The sequence below is a fragment of the Rudanella paleaurantiibacter genome (assembly GCF_009184635.1).
In the GTDB taxonomy this organism is placed as follows: Bacteria; Bacteroidota; Bacteroidia; order Cytophagales; family Spirosomataceae; genus Rudanella; species Rudanella paleaurantiibacter.
In genome coordinates this window covers 1-19,457 of record NZ_WELI01000005.1, presented here as the reverse complement: position 1 = coordinate 19,457, position 19,457 = coordinate 1, and the positions used below count along the sequence as shown (strand labels likewise).

The 19,457-nt window shown below is 51.2% G+C and carries 14 protein-coding genes; 6 read left to right on the top strand and 8 right to left on the bottom strand.

Annotated elements, in window-relative coordinates; translation table 11 throughout:
* Positions 1–19: 19 nt before the first annotated feature.
* Both F5984_RS12210 and xylA read left to right on the top strand, forming a co-directional pair.
* On the top strand, positions 20–742 hold the full coding sequence (locus tag F5984_RS12210; protein ID WP_152124561.1) for an NUDIX hydrolase: 723 nt from the start codon (positions 20–22) through the stop codon (positions 740–742).
* 170 nt (positions 743–912) lie between these two features.
* Positions 913–2,244 (top strand): xylose isomerase, encoded by a 1,332-nt coding sequence (gene xylA, locus F5984_RS12205; protein ID WP_152124560.1) that lies wholly within the window; start codon positions 913–915, stop codon positions 2,242–2,244.
* A gap of 101 nt (positions 2,245–2,345) precedes the next feature.
* Here xylA and F5984_RS12200 read toward each other — a convergent pair whose 3' ends face one another.
* Together F5984_RS12200 and F5984_RS12195 are read right to left on the bottom strand one after the other, a co-directional pair.
* On the bottom strand, positions 2,346–3,107 hold the full coding sequence (locus F5984_RS12200; protein ID WP_152124559.1) for an exodeoxyribonuclease III: 762 nt from the start codon (positions 3,105–3,107) through the stop codon (positions 2,346–2,348).
* Positions 3,108–3,193: 86 nt separating this feature from the next.
* Positions 3,194–4,405, bottom strand: coding sequence for a nucleoside permease (locus F5984_RS12195; protein ID WP_152124558.1), 1,212 nt, complete (start codon positions 4,403–4,405; stop codon positions 3,194–3,196).
* Between the two features lie 146 nt (positions 4,406–4,551).
* On the opposite strand from F5984_RS12195, the gene F5984_RS12190 reads away from it, so the two are divergent.
* From F5984_RS12190 to F5984_RS26535, 4 genes are all read left to right on the top strand, one after another.
* On the top strand, positions 4,552–5,682 hold the full coding sequence (locus F5984_RS12190; RefSeq protein WP_152124557.1) for a hypothetical protein: 1,131 nt from the start codon (positions 4,552–4,554) through the stop codon (positions 5,680–5,682).
* A 123-nt stretch (positions 5,683–5,805) separates the two neighbouring features.
* Positions 5,806–7,842 carry an OmpA family protein gene (locus tag F5984_RS12185; protein ID WP_152124556.1) on the top strand — a complete coding sequence of 679 codons (2,037 nt, stop codon included), beginning with the start codon at positions 5,806–5,808 and terminating at the stop codon, positions 7,840–7,842.
* A 127-nt stretch (positions 7,843–7,969) separates the two neighbouring features.
* A complete protein-coding gene (locus tag F5984_RS12180; RefSeq protein WP_152124555.1) occupies positions 7,970–10,630 on the top strand; it encodes a DUF4062 domain-containing protein in 2,661 nt (886 codons plus the stop codon).
* A gap of 243 nt (positions 10,631–10,873) precedes the next feature.
* Positions 10,874–11,026 carry a hypothetical protein gene (locus F5984_RS26535; protein WP_185155498.1) on the top strand — a complete coding sequence of 51 codons (153 nt, stop codon included), beginning with the start codon at positions 10,874–10,876 and terminating at the stop codon, positions 11,024–11,026.
* 323 nt (positions 11,027–11,349) lie between these two features.
* Here F5984_RS26535 and F5984_RS12175 read toward each other — a convergent pair whose 3' ends face one another.
* The 6 genes from F5984_RS12175 to F5984_RS12150 all read right to left on the bottom strand — a co-directional run bounded on the left by F5984_RS12175 (position 11,350) and on the right by F5984_RS12150 (position 19,263).
* Positions 11,350–13,239, bottom strand: coding sequence for an alpha/beta hydrolase-fold protein (locus F5984_RS12175; protein WP_152125074.1), 1,890 nt, complete (start codon positions 13,237–13,239; stop codon positions 11,350–11,352).
* A gap of 227 nt (positions 13,240–13,466) precedes the next feature.
* Positions 13,467–14,546 (bottom strand): alpha/beta hydrolase, encoded by a 1,080-nt coding sequence (locus tag F5984_RS12170; RefSeq protein WP_152124554.1) that lies wholly within the window; start codon positions 14,544–14,546, stop codon positions 13,467–13,469.
* Between the two features lie 12 nt (positions 14,547–14,558).
* Positions 14,559–15,728, bottom strand: a complete 1,170-nt coding sequence (locus tag F5984_RS12165) for an esterase (RefSeq protein ID WP_152124553.1) — start codon at positions 15,726–15,728, stop codon at positions 14,559–14,561.
* Positions 15,729–15,741: 13 nt separating this feature from the next.
* Positions 15,742–17,415 carry a GH39 family glycosyl hydrolase gene (locus tag F5984_RS12160; RefSeq protein WP_152124552.1) on the bottom strand — a complete coding sequence of 558 codons (1,674 nt, stop codon included), beginning with the start codon at positions 17,413–17,415 and terminating at the stop codon, positions 15,742–15,744.
* A 73-nt stretch (positions 17,416–17,488) separates the two neighbouring features.
* Complete coding sequence (locus F5984_RS12155) at positions 17,489–18,424, bottom strand: alpha/beta hydrolase (RefSeq protein WP_152124551.1); 936 nt, start codon at positions 18,422–18,424, stop codon at positions 17,489–17,491.
* Between the two features lie 44 nt (positions 18,425–18,468).
* Positions 18,469–19,263, bottom strand: coding sequence for a polysaccharide deacetylase family protein (locus F5984_RS12150; protein ID WP_152124550.1), 795 nt, complete (start codon positions 19,261–19,263; stop codon positions 18,469–18,471).
* Between the last annotated feature and the right edge of the window lie 194 nt (positions 19,264–19,457).

The following is a 19,457-nucleotide window of genomic DNA, read 5'->3' as shown; positions in this document are numbered from 1 at the left end:
CCCCACCTGCCAACCGCCTATGTTAGACCAGTACAAAAACCAGCATCCGTACCTTGTCGCTTTAGACTCGATTATTTTTGGGTTCGACGGCGAATCGCTCAATGTGCTGCTGGTCAAACGGGGCGTCGACGACGAAACCTGGTCACTGATGGGCGGTTGGCTGCAACCCCACGAGGGATTGGGCGAAGCCGCCCACCGGATTCTGCTGGAACTGACCGGTCTGACCAACGTGTATCTGGAGCAGTTACACGTCTTCGGCGACCCTAACCGCGACCCCATCGCCCGCACCATTTCGGTGGCGTATTTCGCCCTCGTCAACGTTGCCGACTATGCATGCGCCATTTCCGAAACCCATCAGGCCCGTTGGTTCTCCCTGTACGACCTGCCTCCGCTCCTCTTCGACCACGCGCAAATGGTTGAACTGGCCATCGCGCGACTGCGCTACAAAGCTTCGCAACACCCCATTGGATTTGAGCTATTACCCGAAAAATTCACCATTCCACAACTCAAAAAGCTTTACGACGCCATCTACAACACAGAGTTCGATAAGCGCAACTTCAGTCGTAAGATTTTGTCTACGAACCTGTTAATCAAGCTGGACGAAAAACAGAAAGGCTTTTCGAAAAAAGGGGCTTACTACTATCAGGTTGATACGGCCAAATACGAAGAGCTGACCCATTCGTTTCTCAACTTCATTCCAAACTCAAACGAACGAACCAAATCAGACACCGGGCAGGGATAAAAGGTGATTGAGCGAATGTGAGGGCAAAGGGAAAAACAGGGTGTTAAAATTATTAAGTGTCACTTTGACGATTAACGAATAAATGTCAACTTTACACCGCCAACGGGCCTCTCCCCGGCGGGACATCAAGCAAGCAACATAAACCACTTAATTCTAACGTATTAACAACTATGTCAACGATCACTCTCGGCGATAACGAGTTTTTCAAAGGCGTTGGTGCAATCGGTTACGAAGGCCCCAAATCAAAGAACCCACTGGCGTTCAAGTGGTACAATCCCGATCAGGTGGTGGGTGGTAAAACCCTGCGCGATCAGCTACGTTTTGCCATTAGCTACTGGCATACGTTCTGTGGCACAGGTGGTGACCCCTTCGGTCCCGGAACCCGCGTGTTCCCCTGGGATGCCGACAATGACGCCAACGTGCGCGCCCGGCTCAAGATGGATGCCGCTTTTGAGTTTATCACCAAAATCGGGGCTCCATATTATTGCTTCCACGATGTTGACCTCGTAGACGAAGGCCCCACGGCTGCTGAATACGAAAGCCGGATGCAGGCCATCGTCGATTACGCCAAGCAAAAACAACAGGCCAGCGGGGTAAAACTGCTGTGGGGAACGGCCAACGTATTCTCGAACCCCCGGTATATGAACGGGGCCTCTACCAACCCCGACTTTGCGGTATTGGCCTACGCTGGCACGCAGGTGAAAAACGCCCTCGATGCAACCATTGCCCTCGGTGGTGAAAACTACGTGTTCTGGGGTGGTCGTGAAGGCTATATGTCGCTGCTGAATACGAACATGAAGCGCGAAGTGGAGCATCTGGCACAGTTCCTGACTGTTGCCCGCGACTATGCCCGCAAACAAGGCTTTAAAGGCACGTTCTTTATTGAGCCCAAGCCGATGGAGCCGACCAAGCATCAATATGATTATGATGCCGCTACGGTAATCGGATTCCTGCGCCAATACGGCCTGGATAAGGATTTCCAACTGAACATTGAGGTGAACCACGCGACCCTGGCGGGTCACACCTTTGAGCACGAGTTGCAGGTAGCCGCCGACGCGGGTATGCTCGGCAGCATCGACGCCAACCGGGGCGATTACCAGAATGGTTGGGACACCGATCAGTTCCCGATCAATATTTACGAACTGACCGAGGCTGCGCTCGTAATCCTGCAAGCCGGTGGTATTCAGCCGGGTGGCATCAACTTCGACGCGAAGGTACGCCGGAACTCAACCGACATGGAAGACCTGTTTATTGCGCACATCAGCGGCATGGATGCGTTTGCCCGGTCGTTCATCGTGGCCGATGCTATTCTGCGCGAGTCAGACTACCTCGCCTTCCGCAAGGAGCGTTACGCATCGTTCGACTCTGGTCAGGGCAAAGCGTTTGAAGAGGGTAAGCTGACACTCGAAGACCTGCGGTCGTACACGCTCGAAAACGGCGAGCCGCAAATGCGCAGTGGCAAGCAGGAGTGGCTCGAAAGCCTCATCAATCAGTACATCTGATTACGGTAAACGAGAGTATTGCTCCTTAACGAGAACAGCCCTCGCCCCCTCTCTTTAGCAAGAAGAGGGAGCGAGGGCTGTTCTTCTTTTGTTTCAACTGCCTACTCCAGCCGCAGCCAAACGCCCCCGTGGTCGGAGTGGACGGCCTCGCGGAAATGCCCCGCCCCACCGATGCGGTCGCGGAGGGTGTCGGCCACCGAAATGTAATCAATCCGCCAGCCTTTGTTGTTGGCCCGTGCCCCGGCCCGGTAACTCCACCAGCTGTACTCTACCGTATCAGGGTAGCAATGCCGGAAAGCATCCGTAAACCCGGAGGCAAACCACCGATCCATCCAGGCCCGCTCTTCGGGCAGAAACCCCGTTGTATTCTTGTTCCGAACGGGATCGTGAATGTCGCGCTCAGTATGGGCAATGTTGTAATCGCCCACCACAATGAGGTGCGGGCGGGTTTGCCGCAGTTCGTGCACGTAGCGGTAAAAATGGTCCAGAAACTCCATTTTCACCCCTTGCCGCACCTCGCCCGTTGTCCCCGACGGAAAGTAGCAATTCAGCACCGTCAGTTCACCGAAATCAGTCCGCAGAATCCGGCCTTCACAATCGTAGCGCGCCAGTCCGCAGCCCAGCTGCACATGATCGGGGGCCGTTTTTGAAAACGTAGCCACACCCGAGTACCCTTTTTTCTCGGCCGCGTGCCAGTGATACCGGTAACCCAGGGCTTCAAACGGAGCCAGATCAACCACATCGTGCGTGGCCTTTACCTCCTGAAAACACAGAATATCAAACGATTGGGTCGCCAGCCAGTCGACCAACCCTTTCTGAATCGCCGAGCGGATCCCGTTCAGATTGTACGTCAGAATATGCATAAATGGGGAGAAAGGAGGAAAGGAGAAGGGAGGAAGGGAGAAGGCAAAACCCTTTCCTCCTTTCCTCCCTTCCCCTTTCTGCTTTTTTAATGTACCAATTCGCCCTGGGCGGGAACGGACTTTTTGCTATCGGTGAAGAACAGAATAAACAGGAATAAGACTACGACGGCGATACCCGTGGGCACGAGCCAAACCGAGGTCCAGTCTTTCACGCCGTCTTTGGTGTACATATCCAGCACAATTCCTGACAGCTTGGAGCCGATACCCATTCCGATGCCGTACGTAGCCAGTGTGATAAGGCCCTGGGCCGACGACTTGATCTTTTCGCCCGCCTTGTTGTCGGTGTAAATCTGACCTGTTACGAAAAAGAAATCGTAGCAAACACCGTGCAGCAGAATAGCCAGGTAAAACATCCACTCACCCGAGCCCGCATTGCCGTAGCCGAAAAAGAGGAAGCGCGCAATCCAGGCCAGCAAGCCCACGATGAGCATTTTTTTCACGCCCAGCCGGGTGTACGCAATCGGGATGAGGAGCATAAAAATCACTTCGGAAGCCTGTCCCAGCGACATTTTGTTTTCCACGTTCTGCACCCCGGCGTCAGTCAGCGAGGGGTTAGCCATGGCGTAGTAAAACGACAGAGGAATACAAATAAGCACCGACGACAGGAAGAAGATCGCAAACGATCGGTCTTTGAACAGCTTGAAGGCATCGAGGCCCAGAATCTGACTAAACGAAGCCCCGGCGCTCGGGTTGGGTGGGGTGTCGGGCAGGAAAAACGAGAAAATACCGAGCAACACCGAGGTGTACATCGACAATTCAAAAATCGTCACCTTATCGCCAAAGCCGTAGAACCCGACAATGTTAGACACCAGAATCCAGGCGATGGTACCCAGCACCCGAATCCCCGGAAACTCCTTTTCGGGGCTTTTCATCTGCTGCATGGCAATGGACGTGGTCAGGGCCAGCGTAGGCGCAAAGGTGAGGCAATACGCCAGAATCAGCATAAAAAACGAGTCCGAATCGGTATTCTGCGTGATCAGATACAGAACCCCCGCCCCCAGCAGACACAGCACGCCCAACACTTTCTGGGCGGCAAAATACCGGTCGGCAATCATGCCCACAAAGAAGGGGGCAATAATCATAGCGAGTGAAAAGGCTGCGTAGGCGTTGCCTACCTGATCGCCGGAGGCACCAAGCCCTGTCATGAGGTACTTACTCATCTGACCGTACCAGGCTCCCCACATGAAAAACAGGAGGAACATCATGATCGACAACTGAATGCGAATTTTGGAACTCATCGGAGGGGGTTAAGTTGTTTGTTCGAAGCCTGAAATTAGCCAAAAATAGGGCAACAGCAACGCCATTCGTCCAAAATACCTTTCCTTCAGTTACCCGCCGGTGTATATTTGTCAGTCGGCCAAACAGACGAAACCATTCTCCACGTATGCGCATTTTTACCCTTGCCATTTTTGCCTTTCTGGGCTCCTACGCGGCCTCTTTCGCCCAGAAAGTAGACCTCGATCGGTTTTATTTTGACGTCAGCTACCTGACCCTCCCCCGCGAATACATCGACCCCACGGAACGGACGTTTGGCGTGCGGGTCAATACGGCCCCGGCCGTTCGGCAGACCATACCAGCCTCGCAGGTGTACGATCAGGTTCATCTTTCGGGTTTCCGAAAAGTAGAAGACCGGCCCACCGTGGGCGTGACCATAAACTTTGGCGAGGTGCGTTTTGAGCGGAGCGAAACCAAAACCCGCACGCAGGACCGCAAAGACCGCGACGGTAAGGTAATCGGGCAGGACATGTTTTACACGATGGTGCTGACCTACAGTGCCTCGGGCGATTTCAGCCTGTACGCCCCCCGCGAAAGCACAGCCTCCGAAAAACGGCAGGAAGAAAAACAGCAGGCAGCCGTAGCGCAAAACCGCTTTTTACAATCGGCCAACCTGTCGGGCGGCAACGGGTCGGCGCGGTCGGTTACGGGCGATCAGTTTGCGCGTACACTCACCCACACCACCCGCGAGTTTTCGAACCTGAACGACCTGAACCGCTACGTAAAAGAAAACAGCGAATCGATTCGGATGGAGCTGATTAACAACTACGTACAGTCGTCGGTGCGCTCGGTCAACAATGAGATTAACCGCTGGTACGGCTACGTTCCCTACAATGAACGGGACTTTCTGTGGATTCTCGATTCAAAAAATCACCCCGAATTTCCGATTCAGCAGGAAGCCATTAAGGCCATTAAAGAGTTAATGAAACGGATGTTGGCCACCGAACCACTCGGCACCCTCGAAGAAAACCTGAAACCGGTGATGGCGTATTTCGGCGATTTGAAAACCAAGTATGCGGGCTCTGACAAACGGGAGCAGAAAATGCGGTACTCAGCCTACTACAATCTGGCTACGTTGTACTACCTGCTCGACCGGCCTGACGAAGCCCTTACCGAGGCTGAGGGGCTGATTAAGAACGGGTACGACACCAAAGATGGCGAACGACTGGCCGAACTGGCCACCAAACTAAAGAACGACCTGACCCGGCATCGGATGGATTCACGGCATATGACCCTGTAAGAAACCAATCGACGCCACGTTATACACGAAACCTTCTCTCGCACCATTTTTGCTCTCTATTACCCGGACCTGCCTGACGGACAAACCGGACTTACCGACACGACACCTGTAGTATTTGTGCCCATGCGCCCACTCGTTTACGTACTGATTTTTCTCGGCGGATTTTTCTCCCTGCGCTCCCACGCCCAAACCGTTCAGTGGGCCAGTCAGGTCATTGGCGCATCGTCGGAGGGGAAAGGAGATAGCTACGGGCAGCAATTCAAGGCGGTACAGGCACTGGGTAAACCCAATAAGCTGCCCGATCTGGGGTACAGCCCCTGCGCGTGGTCGCCCCTCTACCCCGACGGGGCGGAGGAGTGGCTGCACGTGGGCTTCGAGAAAGCCATGCCCGTACGGCAGGTGATTGTGGGCGAAAACGTGAACCCCGGCGCGGTGGTGCGTGTGGTGGTGTACGATGAGCGGGGCACTGAGCACGTGGTGTACACCGCAAGCCCGCAGGCCCGGCCCGAAGGTACCTTGCGGATTATGGTCAAAGACACCGGGCTGGTGGGCAATGCCGTAAAAATCACGCTGGCGACGGCCGCGATCAAAGGGCCCAATCAGATCGACGCGGTGGGCCTCAGCGACTCGCCCAAGCCGGTGCCCGTAGAAGTGGCCGTGTCGAAGGGCACCCCGAAAGAGATTCAGAAAGAGAACCTCGGCAAAACCGTCAACTCAGCAGGTCAGGAGGTAGCACCGGTGATCGCGCCCGATGGCAAAACGCTGTATTTCACGCGTGCAGGCCACAAAGGAAATACCGGCCAACCGGAGAAACAGGACATCTGGGTGTCGACGCTTCAATCGGCCGGGCCCGGTCAGCCCCCTACCTGGAGCGAAGCAGTCAACATTGGCTCGCCGATCAACAATGTAGGCGACAACGCCATAAGCGGCATCTCGTCTGACGGCCGAATCCTCTACCTCATCAATGTTTACCGACCCGATGGAGGCCTGTTTTATGGCCTTTCCAAATCGCAGAAGACCAAAGCCGGCTGGAGCTTCCCGATTGAGTGCAAAATGGCCGACAACCGCAATTACCACAAAGACGACAAGCTGGAGTTCTCGGTTTCGCCCGACGGGAAAGTGATTGTGCTGGCCATGCAGAAGAAAGATTCGATGGGCGACCGCGACCTGTACGTCTCGTTTCTGAACGAAGATCAGACATGGTCGGCCCCGAAACACATGGGCCGGGTCATCAACTCGGCCGATAGCGAAGCCTCGCCATTCATTGCCGCCGACGGACGGACGCTCTATTTTTCGTCGGAGGGGCATCCGGGCTTCGGCAACGGCGATATTTTCGTGACCCGTCGGCTCGATGATAGCTGGCAGGTCTGGAGCGAGCCCGAAAACCTCGGCCCGGCCATCAATACCCCCAAATGGGACGGGTATTTTACCATTCCGGCATCGGGTGAGTACGCGTACCTTAGCTCAGGCTCCAACTCGCTGGGTATGGAAGACATCTTCCGGCTCAAGCTCTTCCCCTCGATCAAACCCGACCCGGTAGCCATTGTGTCGGGGCAGGTGCTGGATGCGCAGAGCAAAAAACCGGTGCCGTCGGACGTGGTATCGGGGTTGTTTGGCGAGAAAGACAAGGAGATTTCGCGGGTGGAGTACGACCCCGAAACAGGCGAGTACAAGATGATTCTGCCCACGCAGAAGACCTACAACCTCACGGCCTCCAAAGAGGGATACTTCCCCGCCACCGAGGTGCTAGACCTGAGCCGCGACAAGCGTTTCCGCGACATCCGGCGCAATTTGTACCTGATTCCGATTCAGCCGGGCCAGAAAATCGTGATGCGCGAGGTCTTGTTTGAACAGGGCAAGGCCGACCTGCAACCCGGTGCCGACGGCGAACTGGACAAGGTGGTGCGTATGCTGACGCAGTACCCCGGTATGGAGCTACTCGTGGAAGGCCATACCGACAATCAGGGCGAGTGGGAGCCGAACATGAAGCTCTCGGAAGACCGGGTCGAGACGGTGAAATGCTATCTGGAAGAGAAGGGCATTGCCTACACCCGCGTACAAACCAAGGCCTGGGGCCCCAGCAAACCCATTGCCTCCAACGAAACCGAAGAAAAACGCAAGCAAAACCGCCGGGTGGAGTTTACGATTTTGAAGATGTAGGGGATTGGGGTCGTCAATTTGAAAATGTAACTATATTTATCATCTTTAATCATCGAAATCTGCTTTTTCGATTCATTTAACTCGGTTAGAAATATTTTTTAACAATTCACCACAATCTTCATTTCACATGGAAACACTCAAAATTTTCAAGTGCTTTATTTCTTCACCTGGTGATTGCAAAGCTGAGAGAGAATTATGCAAGACAGTAATCGAAAACATAAACTCCGGCTTAGCTAAACACCTAAAAATTAAATTCGATACTTTCATGTGGGAAGATGATGTTCTTCCAGATATGGGAGCAAGCGGCCAAGAAATAATTGACAGATACATACACCATTCAGACTACGATATTTTTATTGGTATAATGAAAACCCGCTTTGGGCACCCTACCCATAAAGCAGGAAGTGGAACCGAACATGAATTTAACGACGCACTAAATCGGAAAAAGGAATCAAAAAACTCAATGCCAATAATATTATTTTTTTTTGGCTCTGAACCAGTTGACTTGAATCAGCCAAATATTGATGAAATAGTGAACCAATTCAAAAAAGTACAAAGTTTTAAAAAAAGTATCGGTGAACAAGGATTATATATCGACTTTAAATCCCCATCCGAATTCGAAACATCCCTTGAGTCCAAACTTAATCTGTTTGTTAGTCAATTATCTCCATTTACAAATCCCAACGAAAAAATAAAAGAAGTAGACTTAGTTCTAAAAAAACTGGAGGAGGATTTAAGCGAGTCACTTAAGACTTATAACGAAAAGAGTCCAGTATGGATAGAACCGATTGTAAGCACAAAACGTCATATTCCAACGAATCCAAACAAAAATGGTGACAATAGAATCGATTTAAAGTCATTTATTGAGCATCCGGCTAACGTAATCATCAAAGCGCCATCTGAATTTGGCCTTACTTCATTAGCACATTACTTAAAATTAAATGCTTGGAAAGCAGGAAAAACCTTTGTCTACATTGACTCAAAAAAAACAAAAAAGCATAAGGTAGTCAAAGACATCTCAAACGAGGTGAAAAATTACTATTTAGGGTCAGTAGCTGATATAGAATGTATCATCTTAGATTCCGTTTGTTTTGAAGAGAATGGTATAATGCAGATGATCAGGAACATATGTGATGAGTTCAAAAATATCCCATTAATGCTTCTCAATACATTGGATAATGGTTTTTTCTTAAAATCTGATGAAGACGATAAAGTTGAAATAAAGAGAGAATTTTATTCATATTATCTACTCCCTTTGCCTCAAAGTGATGTAAGAAAAGTTGTAACGACATATTCAAAAGCAAAATCATTTCATGAAGATTTTGAAATTACCCTGCAAAAAGTTACAAAAGACTTAGAGACTTTGAATCTGCATAGAACTGTCAAAAACTGTATATCAATATTAAAAGCTAGCATTAAAATGGGAGCTGAATACAGTCCCATTAATAGGACCAAATTACTAGAGACAATCCTTTTTGGAATTTTTCAAGATTATGATTTACCTACTTACCACGATAAAAAACCAGATGTCAAAGACTGTAGTTTTGTTTTAGGGTATTTATGCGAACTTTTGGTTCTACGAGATGACTTCGAATTTACAGATGAGTATTTTAGAGAAATGCTAACAAAGTTTTGTGCTGATAATTTTATTGATTTGGACCTACACTACTTATTAAATGCCCTAAAGGATAATTCAATTATTGTAAAGAATGGAATGGGGTTAAATTATTTCAAGAACTCGTATTGGGTATTTTACTTTATAGCTCACAGAATGGATATGAATAAAGATTTTCGTGAGTGTGTTTATCAGAATAAAAAATATATCGACTTTCCCGATATAATGGAATTTTACACAGGAATTAACAGAAATAAGGAAGATGCTTTGCTCACACTCAACGCTGATTTAGAAGAAACATTAAAGGTAGTTAGACAGAAAGTTAACATACCTAACGATCTGAACCCATACAAAGCAATAAAATGGATTCCTGATATATCAACTCTAGAAAAAGAAGAAGCGAAAATTGGAGAAAACGTAATTTCCTCAGGTTTGCCTGAGGAGGTCAAAGACAAATACGAAGACAAGTACTATAATCAAATAAAGCCGTACCATCAAGTGATAAACTCAGTAATGAGAGATTATTCAATCTTAGTTTTGATTCAACATATCTCTGCTGCTTCGAGAGCACTGAGAAACAGCGACTTCGTAAATAATGTAGAGCTTAAACAAGATCTACTCAACAAAATAACTCAAGGGTGGAATGAGATAAGTAAACTATTAATAGTTTTATCACCACTACTTGCAGAAAAAGGCAATGTCGCATTTGAAGGTGCTAGTTTTTACCTCGCAGAGGACGATTTCAATATCACAGATCCCATCATGAAGCGAATGGCTGTCTTGCTATCTTTACCTTCTAACGTCGTAAAATTCTTTAAAGATGATATTTATTCAGCAAAGATAGCCCCGCTTATTATTGATAAAGCTTTAAGAGAAACTAATAGTCTTATGAAGCATAAGTTGATGCTATTGATAATTACAGAAAGACCAAAGAGGTGGCGCGAAATAGTTGACAACTATATCGTCAGTCTTGATAAAAATTCTTTTTTCCTATCTGACACTTTGTCAGAAATTGATTACAACATAAATTATCGTATGACAGACATTGAAGATACTAAATTGTTAAAAATGTTAGCAAAAAAATGCAGAGCAAAACACATTCTCAAAAACAACAACCCTGATGTTGGTTTAATAAATCGGCTGGATAGGCTTGAAAAAGGTTCAAGATATTGATTGAATCAACACAAATTTGATGAGTATTTGGGTGGGCAATATCAGCCTTGCAATTATTGTAAATCCACATTCTACAACCACAAATCGGGTTACTTTCTTGACGGAAATACCCCCTATTCGGGCTATTCCCTAAACTCAGCCAACCGATTTCGGGCTTTTGGGTTGTTATTCGTACAAACGCAGACCTCGGCCGGAAGACACCGCTGGGGCTTGCGAACGAATAAACAGCTAAACAACAAAACGATGAAACGGTGGAAAAACGGAACGGTATGGCGCTACGCAACCCTGCCGCTCAACGGGTTCATCTCGGTATCGGTACACAAGTACATCGAGAAAAATCACCTCAAACCCGACTACAAACCCTGGCTCATGACAATGGCCCTCTCGGTCAACTGAACCAAACACCAACGCCCCCGGACACCTGTATGAAGGCACCGGGGGCGTTTTGCGTATTGTAGGATACTGAGAGAATGTACAATGAATAGTGGGCAATGAATGATTTATTATATCGACTATCAACTTATTCACTATTCATTATTCATTGAATAGGGGTAGGACAAGTTCTTTTTGATAGGTTCAACAGGAGGTTTTTCTGCCCCCCCCCGGCAGCCCGGAGAATTATAGGATAAACAGGATTGATGGAGCCCAAAAATCCTGTTTATCCTGTAATCCTGTCAGAAGAAGAAACTTGTCCTACACACCATTGAATTTTGAGCCCTCTACTTAAACAGCAACTGACTGAACAGCATCAGATCGTGCCGCCAGACGGGCCAGGTGTGGCCACCGGCGTATTCGCTGTAGGTGTATTTGATGCCCATCTCGTCGAACTTCTTCATCATCACCTGGCAGTTCTGCCAGGCAATATCTTCCTTACCACCCATCGAAATCCAGAAGTTTTTGATGTTGCTGTTGATGGCCGACGCATTGTCCTTCATGAACGCATACTGCGGGTCCGACAGTTTGGGGTTGTTGGCAAACCAGCCCGAACTAAACACGCCCAGCGACGAAAACATATTATTGTTCTTGACGCCCGCGTACAGCGTTTGCAGGCCGCCCATTGAAAGTCCCGCCAACGCCCGGTTTTTGGCGTCGGTTTCCACCCGGAAATTGCTCTCCACGAAGGGAATAGCTCCCTGTTTCAGTTCATTCTCGAAGGCTTTCAATACGTTTTCGTTGAAACCGGACAGACCACCCGCGCTGATGTTCCCGTCGAGCATGGCAATAATCATGGGTTTGGCCTTGCCTTCAGCAATCATATTGTCCATAATCAGGTCGGTGCGGCCCTGCGTGGCCCAGCCGCGCTGATCTTCGCCCCCGCCGTGGAGGAGGTACAGCACCGGGTACTTGTCGGTCGATTTGTCGTAGCCCGGTGGCGTGTAGACGTACATTTCGCGCCAGGTGTTGGTCGCTTTGGACAGGTAACGCTTAATACGGATGTCGCCGTGGGGCACATCCTTCATAGCGAAATAGGCCCCGTCTTTGTCCGGTATCTCAATGCCACTCGCCTGACGGCCCATGCCGTAGAACGTTTCGCTGGCTGGGTCCACAACGGCGACCCCGTCGATCAGGAGCGAGTAGTAGTGAAAACCCCGGCTAATGGAATCGGTGGTGGCCATCCAGAAACCGGCGGTGTCCTTTACCATGTCGTACTTTTTGCCCAAGTCGATCTGTACTTTTTTGGCGTCGGGGGCCTTTACGCGGAAAATAACCCGGTTATCGGGCAAAATCTGCGGGTATTTGGCGTTGCGAATGTTGGTCGAAGCCGGCGTCCCCAGCACACTGTATTTATTCAGGCTGGCGTTATCGACCGGCTTGAACAGGAATTGCGAGAACATGTACAGGCCGTTTTTCCAAACCTTAAAATCGTGTCCGCCCGCTTCGACGTAATAGATGTGCGGTACATCGTTCTGGTACAGGTAATCGTGGGTACGCTTACTGAACGTAATCAGGCCGTCGGCATCCCCGCACGAAATCCAGAGGAGTTTAAGCTTCTTTTTGGCATCGGCCGGATTCGGCACCAGTTCCTCAGGACGCTTGGTGTTCGGGGCCGACGAGAATCCACCCACCCAGGCGAATTTGTCCAGATTGCCCAGACCAAAATTCAGCGACTGCCCACCCCCCATCGACAACCCGGCAACCGCCCGGTGTTCGCGGTCGGTCAGGGTTGGGTATTTCTTTTCGATGAACGGAATCAGGTCGTTCAACAAGTCTTTCTCGAAGGTTGCAAAGGCTTCGACTTTTTCCCGGTCGAAGATGTTGCCTACCGCTCGGTCGTCTTTCATGGCGCGGCCGTTGGGCATCACCACAATCATAGGCTGGAGCTTGTTTTCGGCGTAGAGGTTGTTCAGTATCACCTGCGGATTGCCGCCTTTCAGCCATTCTTTTTCATCTCCCCCAATGCCGTGCAACAGGTACAGCACCGGGTATTTGGTTTTTTTGTTGAAGCCCGGTGGGGTGTACACCAACGCCTTGCGGGTAGTACCCACGGTTTTTGAGGGATAGCTGATTGAGTCCAGCTTGCCCGTTGCAATACCCGAACGCACCGCATCGTAGCCTTTGGGCATTTCTTTTTCGGTAGGTTGCGAGTATGCAGCCCCTGCCACCCACATTGCCAGGACCACGTATAGACTTTTTAGTAATAAGCTGTTTCTCATGTGCCGGGTAAATAGTTGATTTAATTTTCGACAGGATTGACAGGATAAACAGGATTTATCCTTTATCATAAAATCCTGATCATCCTGTTCATTGAATGGATTGTGTGTAGAGACGCAAGATGTTGCGTCTCCTCATGCGTCAGCATTGCCATCCGGGCGTGTAGACGCAACATTTTGCGTCTCTACCTGAAAATCTCCTGCAACGTCGTCGCCAGGTATTGCTTGCAGTTCATCCAGGTGTGGCCACCCGGCACGATGTAGGGTTTCACTGCCAGTTTCTTATCCTGAAACATGGCAATGTTCTGTTTCACCGACTCGAACAGGAAGTCTTCCGTACCCACACTGATGGTGAACAGCTTCAACTGACGGTTGAGCTTACCGGCATCCGGCGACCAGTCGGTGAAGTTCCTCCTGAACTCGTCGGTGGCTGTGTAGGGCGCGTACGAACACACGTACGCAAACATATCGGGGTTGGTCAGGCCGATGTTCAGCGTTTGCCCACCACCAACCGAAAATCCAGCCACAGCCCGGCCGTTGCTTTCCTTGAGAACGGGGTAGTTGGCTTCGACAAACGGCACAATGTCGTTCACCATGTCTTTGGTGAAATCGGGCATGGGGGCCGGACGCACGTTACCATAGGGCATTACAATCAGCATTGGTTTGGCTTTGCCCTGCGCGATGAGGTTATCAGCAATCAGGTTGGCGCGACCCACTTTGGTCCAGGTTTCTTCGGTGTCGGAGCCGCCATGAATCAGGTACAGCACCGGGTATTTGGTCTTGCCGTTGGGGTTGAAACCCGGCGGGGTGTAAACCAGCAACTGCCGCGTCGTGCCCAGCGTGCCCGATTTGTAATACCGATAGCCCACTTTGCCGTGGGGTACGTTCTGCAACGAATGGACCAGCGGCCCATCGCCGGGAACGTCGACGATGCTGCGTCTGAAACGCTCGTTCGCGAAAATGTAGGTGTTGCTCGGGTCGGCGATTTGCACGCTGTCGACCGAGAAGCTGTACGGGTAAATATCCGGCTTAACGGGCGGCACCGTAACGCTCCAGATACCCGAGGTGTCTTTGGTCATGGCAACCGGTGCTTTCAAAAACTCCCCCGATACGGTCACCTGTTTCGCCGTCCGGGAGAAATACCGGAACGTGATGCTGTGGTCGGGGTGAACATCGGGCGAACTAATGGCGGGCGGGCGTTGCTGGGCTACGGCCGACACTCCCGAAACAACAACAGCCAGAAGAATAGATAAAATGCGTTTCATGGACGTAGCGGTTTAGGGTTGAAAGAGTAATGGCGTGGTGGCGGCAACGTAGGTTTTTACGTTCATCCAAGTATGCCCACCGTCGGTAATGAGGCTCTTGAAATTCACCTTCTTCGCCTTCAGGTAATCCATAAACTCCACGGTACCCTTGTACAGAAAATCGTCGCTTCCTACGCTCACCCACAAGAGTTTAAGTTGCTTGTTGGTCTGGTTCGGCTTGTTCACAATGGGGCTGAAAGTACCGTCCATCTCCTGGGGCGACAGGTACGAACTGTAAGCGCACACCCACGCGAATTTGTCCATGTTATGGAAAGCCGCCCGGAGCGTTTGTCCGCCCCCACGCGAGAAACCGCCAATTGCCCGGTTCTCGCGGTTAGGAATAGCCCGGTAACTTTTCTCGATGTATGGAATGACGTTGCTCACCAGGTCTTCGGCAAAATCGTTGGCTCGTTTCACGGCATCGGCCCCGTCGCGCACGGTTGGGTCGGCGGGTTTCGAGCCACCTTTTTGCTCGGCTACCCGCGCGGCTATGTTGCCGTAGGGCATCACGATAATCATCGACCGGGCCTTGCCTTCGGCAATTAGATTATCCAGAATCAGATTGGTTTTGCCGACCTTGAAAAAGGTCTCCTCCGTATCCGTTGTACCGCTGATGAGGTAGTAAACCGGGTATTTCTTCGACGGATTCTGGTCGTAGCCCGGTGGCGTGTACACCACTAGCGAGCCGGTTGTCCCTTCCATCGACGGGTAGTATTCGTAGTTGATCGAGCCGTGAGGCACATCGCGCAGGGCGTGAATGAGGGGCGTATCGCCGGGTACATCGACCAGACTGGCTTTGAACCGTTCGTTCGGGAAAAACGCCACATTGGCGGGGTCCATCACCGTAACGCCATTCACCCGGAAACTGTACGGGTAAATATCGGGCTTCACCGGCCCGACCGTTACGCTCCAAATCCCCTGCGCATCTTTAGTCATGGGCACCGGCCCTTTCTCAAACTGTGCACTTAGCTCCACCGATTTGGCCGTGGGCGCCAGATAACTGAATGTAACCGTTTTATCGGCGTTGATTTTGGGCGACACCACCAGCGGGCCACGGGGCGGCTGGGCCTGAGCTCCCAAATACAGGCTGAGTATCAGGCAGACACCCCAAAAACAAATGGGTAACGATTTAGGATTAGTCATAGTTGTTTAGGAATTAGAGCGTCAATTGAATGAAAGACACGCCTTGCCGGGGCAGGTCGAAGGTGAGCGTGGTGGTTCCGTCGGCAACCGCTTTGGAAGTGGGCGAAGCCAGTTCCTGAAGCTGCCCGGCTTTTTCCAGCGTTTTGTATTGACCAGCCGACACTTGTTGTGGGCTCCCCATCGCTTTCCATTGCTCAAATGAGTTACTGTGCCTGTCATCTACGCGGTAATGACGTACCTGCACCTTGTTTTTACCGAGCCCGTTGATGGTCAGCTGAACCGGCGTGGCAGGGCCGGGCACGTCCTCGTCGTGGTAATTCCAGACCATTACACTGATCGTGTTGCCGCTTTTACTCGCAATAGCGTTTACGTCATTCTGGCTTCGCACGCCACTCGCAATGATATTGGCCGCACTGAATCCCCGATCGGTTTGAACCGCCACCCGTTGGCCGCCCATCTTGCCGAACATGCGGAAGATATTCAGCACCGGTTTATCAACGCCATGCGTGGCCAGGTCGCGAAAACCGGCAAACCACGGCTGATCTTCAAACTCGAATGACCAGCTCACCGCCCCGCGCAGATTCACGTTGTACTGATCCATCAGTTCGTAAATCCGGGCAAACGACGATGCCGTGTAGCTGGAATACATAGTCCCGTTCCGGTAGCCGTATTTGGGGTCACGCGTGACGGCGCAGGCCGCGCAGCCCTCGGGGTCGCACTCACCGATGATAATCGGGATGTTTTTCAGTTCAGGGAAGGAATTAACCGCTTCAAACGCCCGCTGAATATCTTTCAACTGCACCCCCATGTTCATGCGGATATGCCCATCCACAAACTCGGGGTTGCCTTTGGCATGAAAACCAATGTATTGCAGTGGCGTCCCCACTTTACCCGTCGCGTAGTTCTGGCCACGCAGGCAGTGTTCGATAAATCGGGTCAGGTAGCTGTAGGCTTTGTCGCTCCGGGGGCTGGTGGTGTGCGGCCCGCCGATAGTACATTCAGGACAGGCCCGTTTGAGCCCATCGGCAGCATAGTCGTACAGCTTGCAGTATTCCTCAAACGTACCCGACCAATAGGCAATGTCGGGCTCATTCCAGACTTCCCAAAGCCAGCTTGTTACCTCTTTTTTGCCGTACCGGTCAATGGAGTGCTTCACCCATTGATACACCAGTTCCCGCCATTTGTCGTAGTCTTTGGGCGGATACGTCCAGCCCGTCCAGATATTGCCCCCCTTACTCCAGGTGTGCTCGTAAGGCTCAGGTTTCATTGATAAGTCTTTGGGCATGAACCCGATTTCCATCAGCGGTTTCATGCCCCGTTTCACGTACGTGTCGATGATACTGTCGACAACCGTCCAGTTGTAGATAGGCTTGCCGTTGGTATCTTCGCGGTAGGCATCCGTAAAACCCCATTTCAGATCAGGGCCGGGGCTATTCCCTTTGGAGGTCAACAGGTTATGCGCCCGGACATACACCGGCACAGGGCTAAGCTGTTGGAGTTCGGTCAGCAATTTCTGACCATCCTTCCGGGTGGTATAATTGGGCTCATCATACCCAAAAAACGCCCAGAACGGCTTCATCTCGCCAACGGGTTTTGCCGCATCGACCTGAATCGAAACTGGCATTGGCTGCCCGGCAACTACCCGGCAACACAGGATAAGGATACAGAGTAAGCTGAATCGATTCATACTGGATCAAAAATGAGATCGGACCACCGAAGTAGCGTGAAAACGAGAAAGAGACTACCCTTAGGAAGACATTTCACTTATTTTTTACCCAGTTATTTGCTTTCATCCAGGCAAATAGTGGCTCCATCCATCCGGGGTGACGAAAGATAAATCCGTGATCGCCTTTGGGGTAGATATGCATCTCAACCGGCACTTTCAGTCGTCGGAGTTTTTCGAAATACACAATGCTATTGTCCACATCGACCAGTTTATCGTCGGCGGCATGGGTCAGGTACGCAGGGGGCGTGTTGGCCCGTACCTGTAAGTCGTTGGAGAACAGTTCCACATCGGGCCGCGACGGACTTTTGCCCAACAGGTTATCCCGCGAGCCTTGGTGCGTCAGGCTATCCTGCATACTAATGACCGGATAAACCAGAATCTGGAAGTCGGGGCGCAGGCTGATGTTAGTGGGGTTATCAATATAGGCTTTCTCAAAATGCGTAGCCGCCGTGGAGGCCAGGTGTCCCCCCGCCGAAAAGCCCATAATACCGATTTTAGTCGCATCGACACCCCATTTGGCCGCATTTTCGCGCACCAGTTTGATGGCCTGTTGGGCATCCTGCAACGGGCCAATTTTCTTGTCGGTCATGATGGCATCCCCTGGAAGACGGTACTTGAGCACGAACGCTGCTACGCCCTGTTCAGCCAGCGCCTTTGCTGTATTAATGCCCTCGCCTTTATAGACTACCACACCGTAACCGCCACCGGCTATAACGATAACGGCCGCGCCCGATGCTTTGTCGGCCGCAGGTTTGAAGTACGCCAGCGTGGGTTTGGTGATGCCTTTCAGCACGCCCGACTCCGCACCGGTCTCCTGCACATCGGCGGGTTTTGAGTTCGGCACCGCTGCGTGGTATAACGGAATGATTTCCTGTGCCTTGGCGGCCAGAGGAGCCGCTAACAGCCAACCGGCTAAGGCGGCCACAGACCTTGCGTTTCTGGCTGTTTGGCCTGAACTAATGCGTTTCATACAAATAGGGTTTAGGAGGATTTTATGGAGGGGTCAACCCGGCCTTACTTCACCTGCTGGGTCTTGATGAACTGGGCCACATCGACCATCGGGGCCACCCAAATGTCGGTTTCGGCCCCTTTCAGATACCGGAGCAATTGCCGGTGGGCTTCGTTCGACACGTTTAGGCCGTGCCCACCCCCTACGCCGTGAAACAAAAACACTAGTAAGCCCTGCTTTTCCTGCGCCTGTTTCACCTGCGCAATCAGCTGGTCGGCGGTTTGGCCGTTGATCATGAGGCTGTTGATATTCAGCAGGTCGACGTTGGCCGCCGACCGGATTGATGGAGCCACGCCCCTTGCCCCTACAAACATCGACTCAATACCTTTGAGGTAGTGAATGCCACCCACGCTCATATCGCCACACGGATAGGCAAATGTCCGCTCTGTTTTACCATCGACCGCAAACAACAGCGCGTTCATGGTACGAACGTCGGTCTGAATCCGTTGTATTGAATAGCGGGTCAGGTCGGTTTCGGGCTTTACAAACTCACGACCCGGCCGGCCCCCTTCGCAGGGGTGCGTCACGGTATGGTTGCCCAGCTCGTGCCCATTGGCAGCCGCTTTCCGCCATTGCGGTATCTGCTTTTCGAGCATGCCCGCAATATCGGTGATGTAAAACGTACCCTTCAGACCCAGCGAGTCGAGGGCAGGCAGGGCATTGGTAAAATGCTCATTGATGGCGTCGTCGTAGGTCAAGACCACTGCCGATTTCCTGCCGTTCCACGGGCCATTATTTTGTGCCGCCGACACCCCATGCAGGGTAAGCGAAATACCGAATAGTAAAAGCCATTTGTTCATGCACAAACTTACCCGATTTTGGGGTTTTGTACAGCACGCAAGCAGATAGTAGACAACGGTTCAACTCCGCTTATCTCGAAAAACCGAATACTTGCCCAAATCCCGGCCTGCCATGCCCCAAAAAGTCTTGTTTGCCTTACTCTACACCCTACTGCTGACCTCGCAGCTTGCGGCCCAGACCGGTCGCAAAAACA

Excerpts from the sequence above, each read along its gene's own strand:
- F5984_RS26535 (WP_185155498.1), top strand. The coding sequence starts at position 10,874 with ATGAAACGGTGGAAAAACGGAACGGTATGGCGCTACGCAACCCTGCCG.
- F5984_RS12190 (WP_152124557.1), top strand. The coding sequence starts at position 4,552 with ATGCGCATTTTTACCCTTGCCATTTTTGCCTTTCTGGGCTCCTACGCG.
- F5984_RS12210 (WP_152124561.1), top strand. The coding sequence starts at position 20 with ATGTTAGACCAGTACAAAAACCAGCATCCGTACCTTGTCGCTTTAGAC.
- F5984_RS12150 (WP_152124550.1), bottom strand. The coding sequence starts at position 19,263 with ATGAACAAATGGCTTTTACTATTCGGTATTTCGCTTACCCTGCATGGG.
- xylA (WP_152124560.1), top strand. The coding sequence starts at position 913 with ATGTCAACGATCACTCTCGGCGATAACGAGTTTTTCAAAGGCGTTGGT.
- F5984_RS12180 (WP_152124555.1), top strand. The coding sequence starts at position 7,970 with ATGGAAACACTCAAAATTTTCAAGTGCTTTATTTCTTCACCTGGTGAT.
- F5984_RS12195 (WP_152124558.1), bottom strand. The coding sequence starts at position 4,405 with ATGAGTTCCAAAATTCGCATTCAGTTGTCGATCATGATGTTCCTCCTG.
- F5984_RS12200 (WP_152124559.1), bottom strand. The coding sequence starts at position 3,107 with ATGCATATTCTGACGTACAATCTGAACGGGATCCGCTCGGCGATTCAG.
- F5984_RS12175 (WP_152125074.1), bottom strand. The coding sequence starts at position 13,239 with ATGTGGGTGGCAGGGGCTGCATACTCGCAACCTACCGAAAAAGAAATG.
- F5984_RS12155 (WP_152124551.1), bottom strand. The coding sequence starts at position 18,424 with ATGAAACGCATTAGTTCAGGCCAAACAGCCAGAAACGCAAGGTCTGTG.
- F5984_RS12165 (WP_152124553.1), bottom strand. The coding sequence starts at position 15,728 with ATGACTAATCCTAAATCGTTACCCATTTGTTTTTGGGGTGTCTGCCTG.
- F5984_RS12170 (WP_152124554.1), bottom strand. The coding sequence starts at position 14,546 with ATGAAACGCATTTTATCTATTCTTCTGGCTGTTGTTGTTTCGGGAGTG.
- F5984_RS12185 (WP_152124556.1), top strand. The coding sequence starts at position 5,806 with ATGCGCCCACTCGTTTACGTACTGATTTTTCTCGGCGGATTTTTCTCC.
- F5984_RS12160 (WP_152124552.1), bottom strand. The coding sequence starts at position 17,415 with ATGAATCGATTCAGCTTACTCTGTATCCTTATCCTGTGTTGCCGGGTA.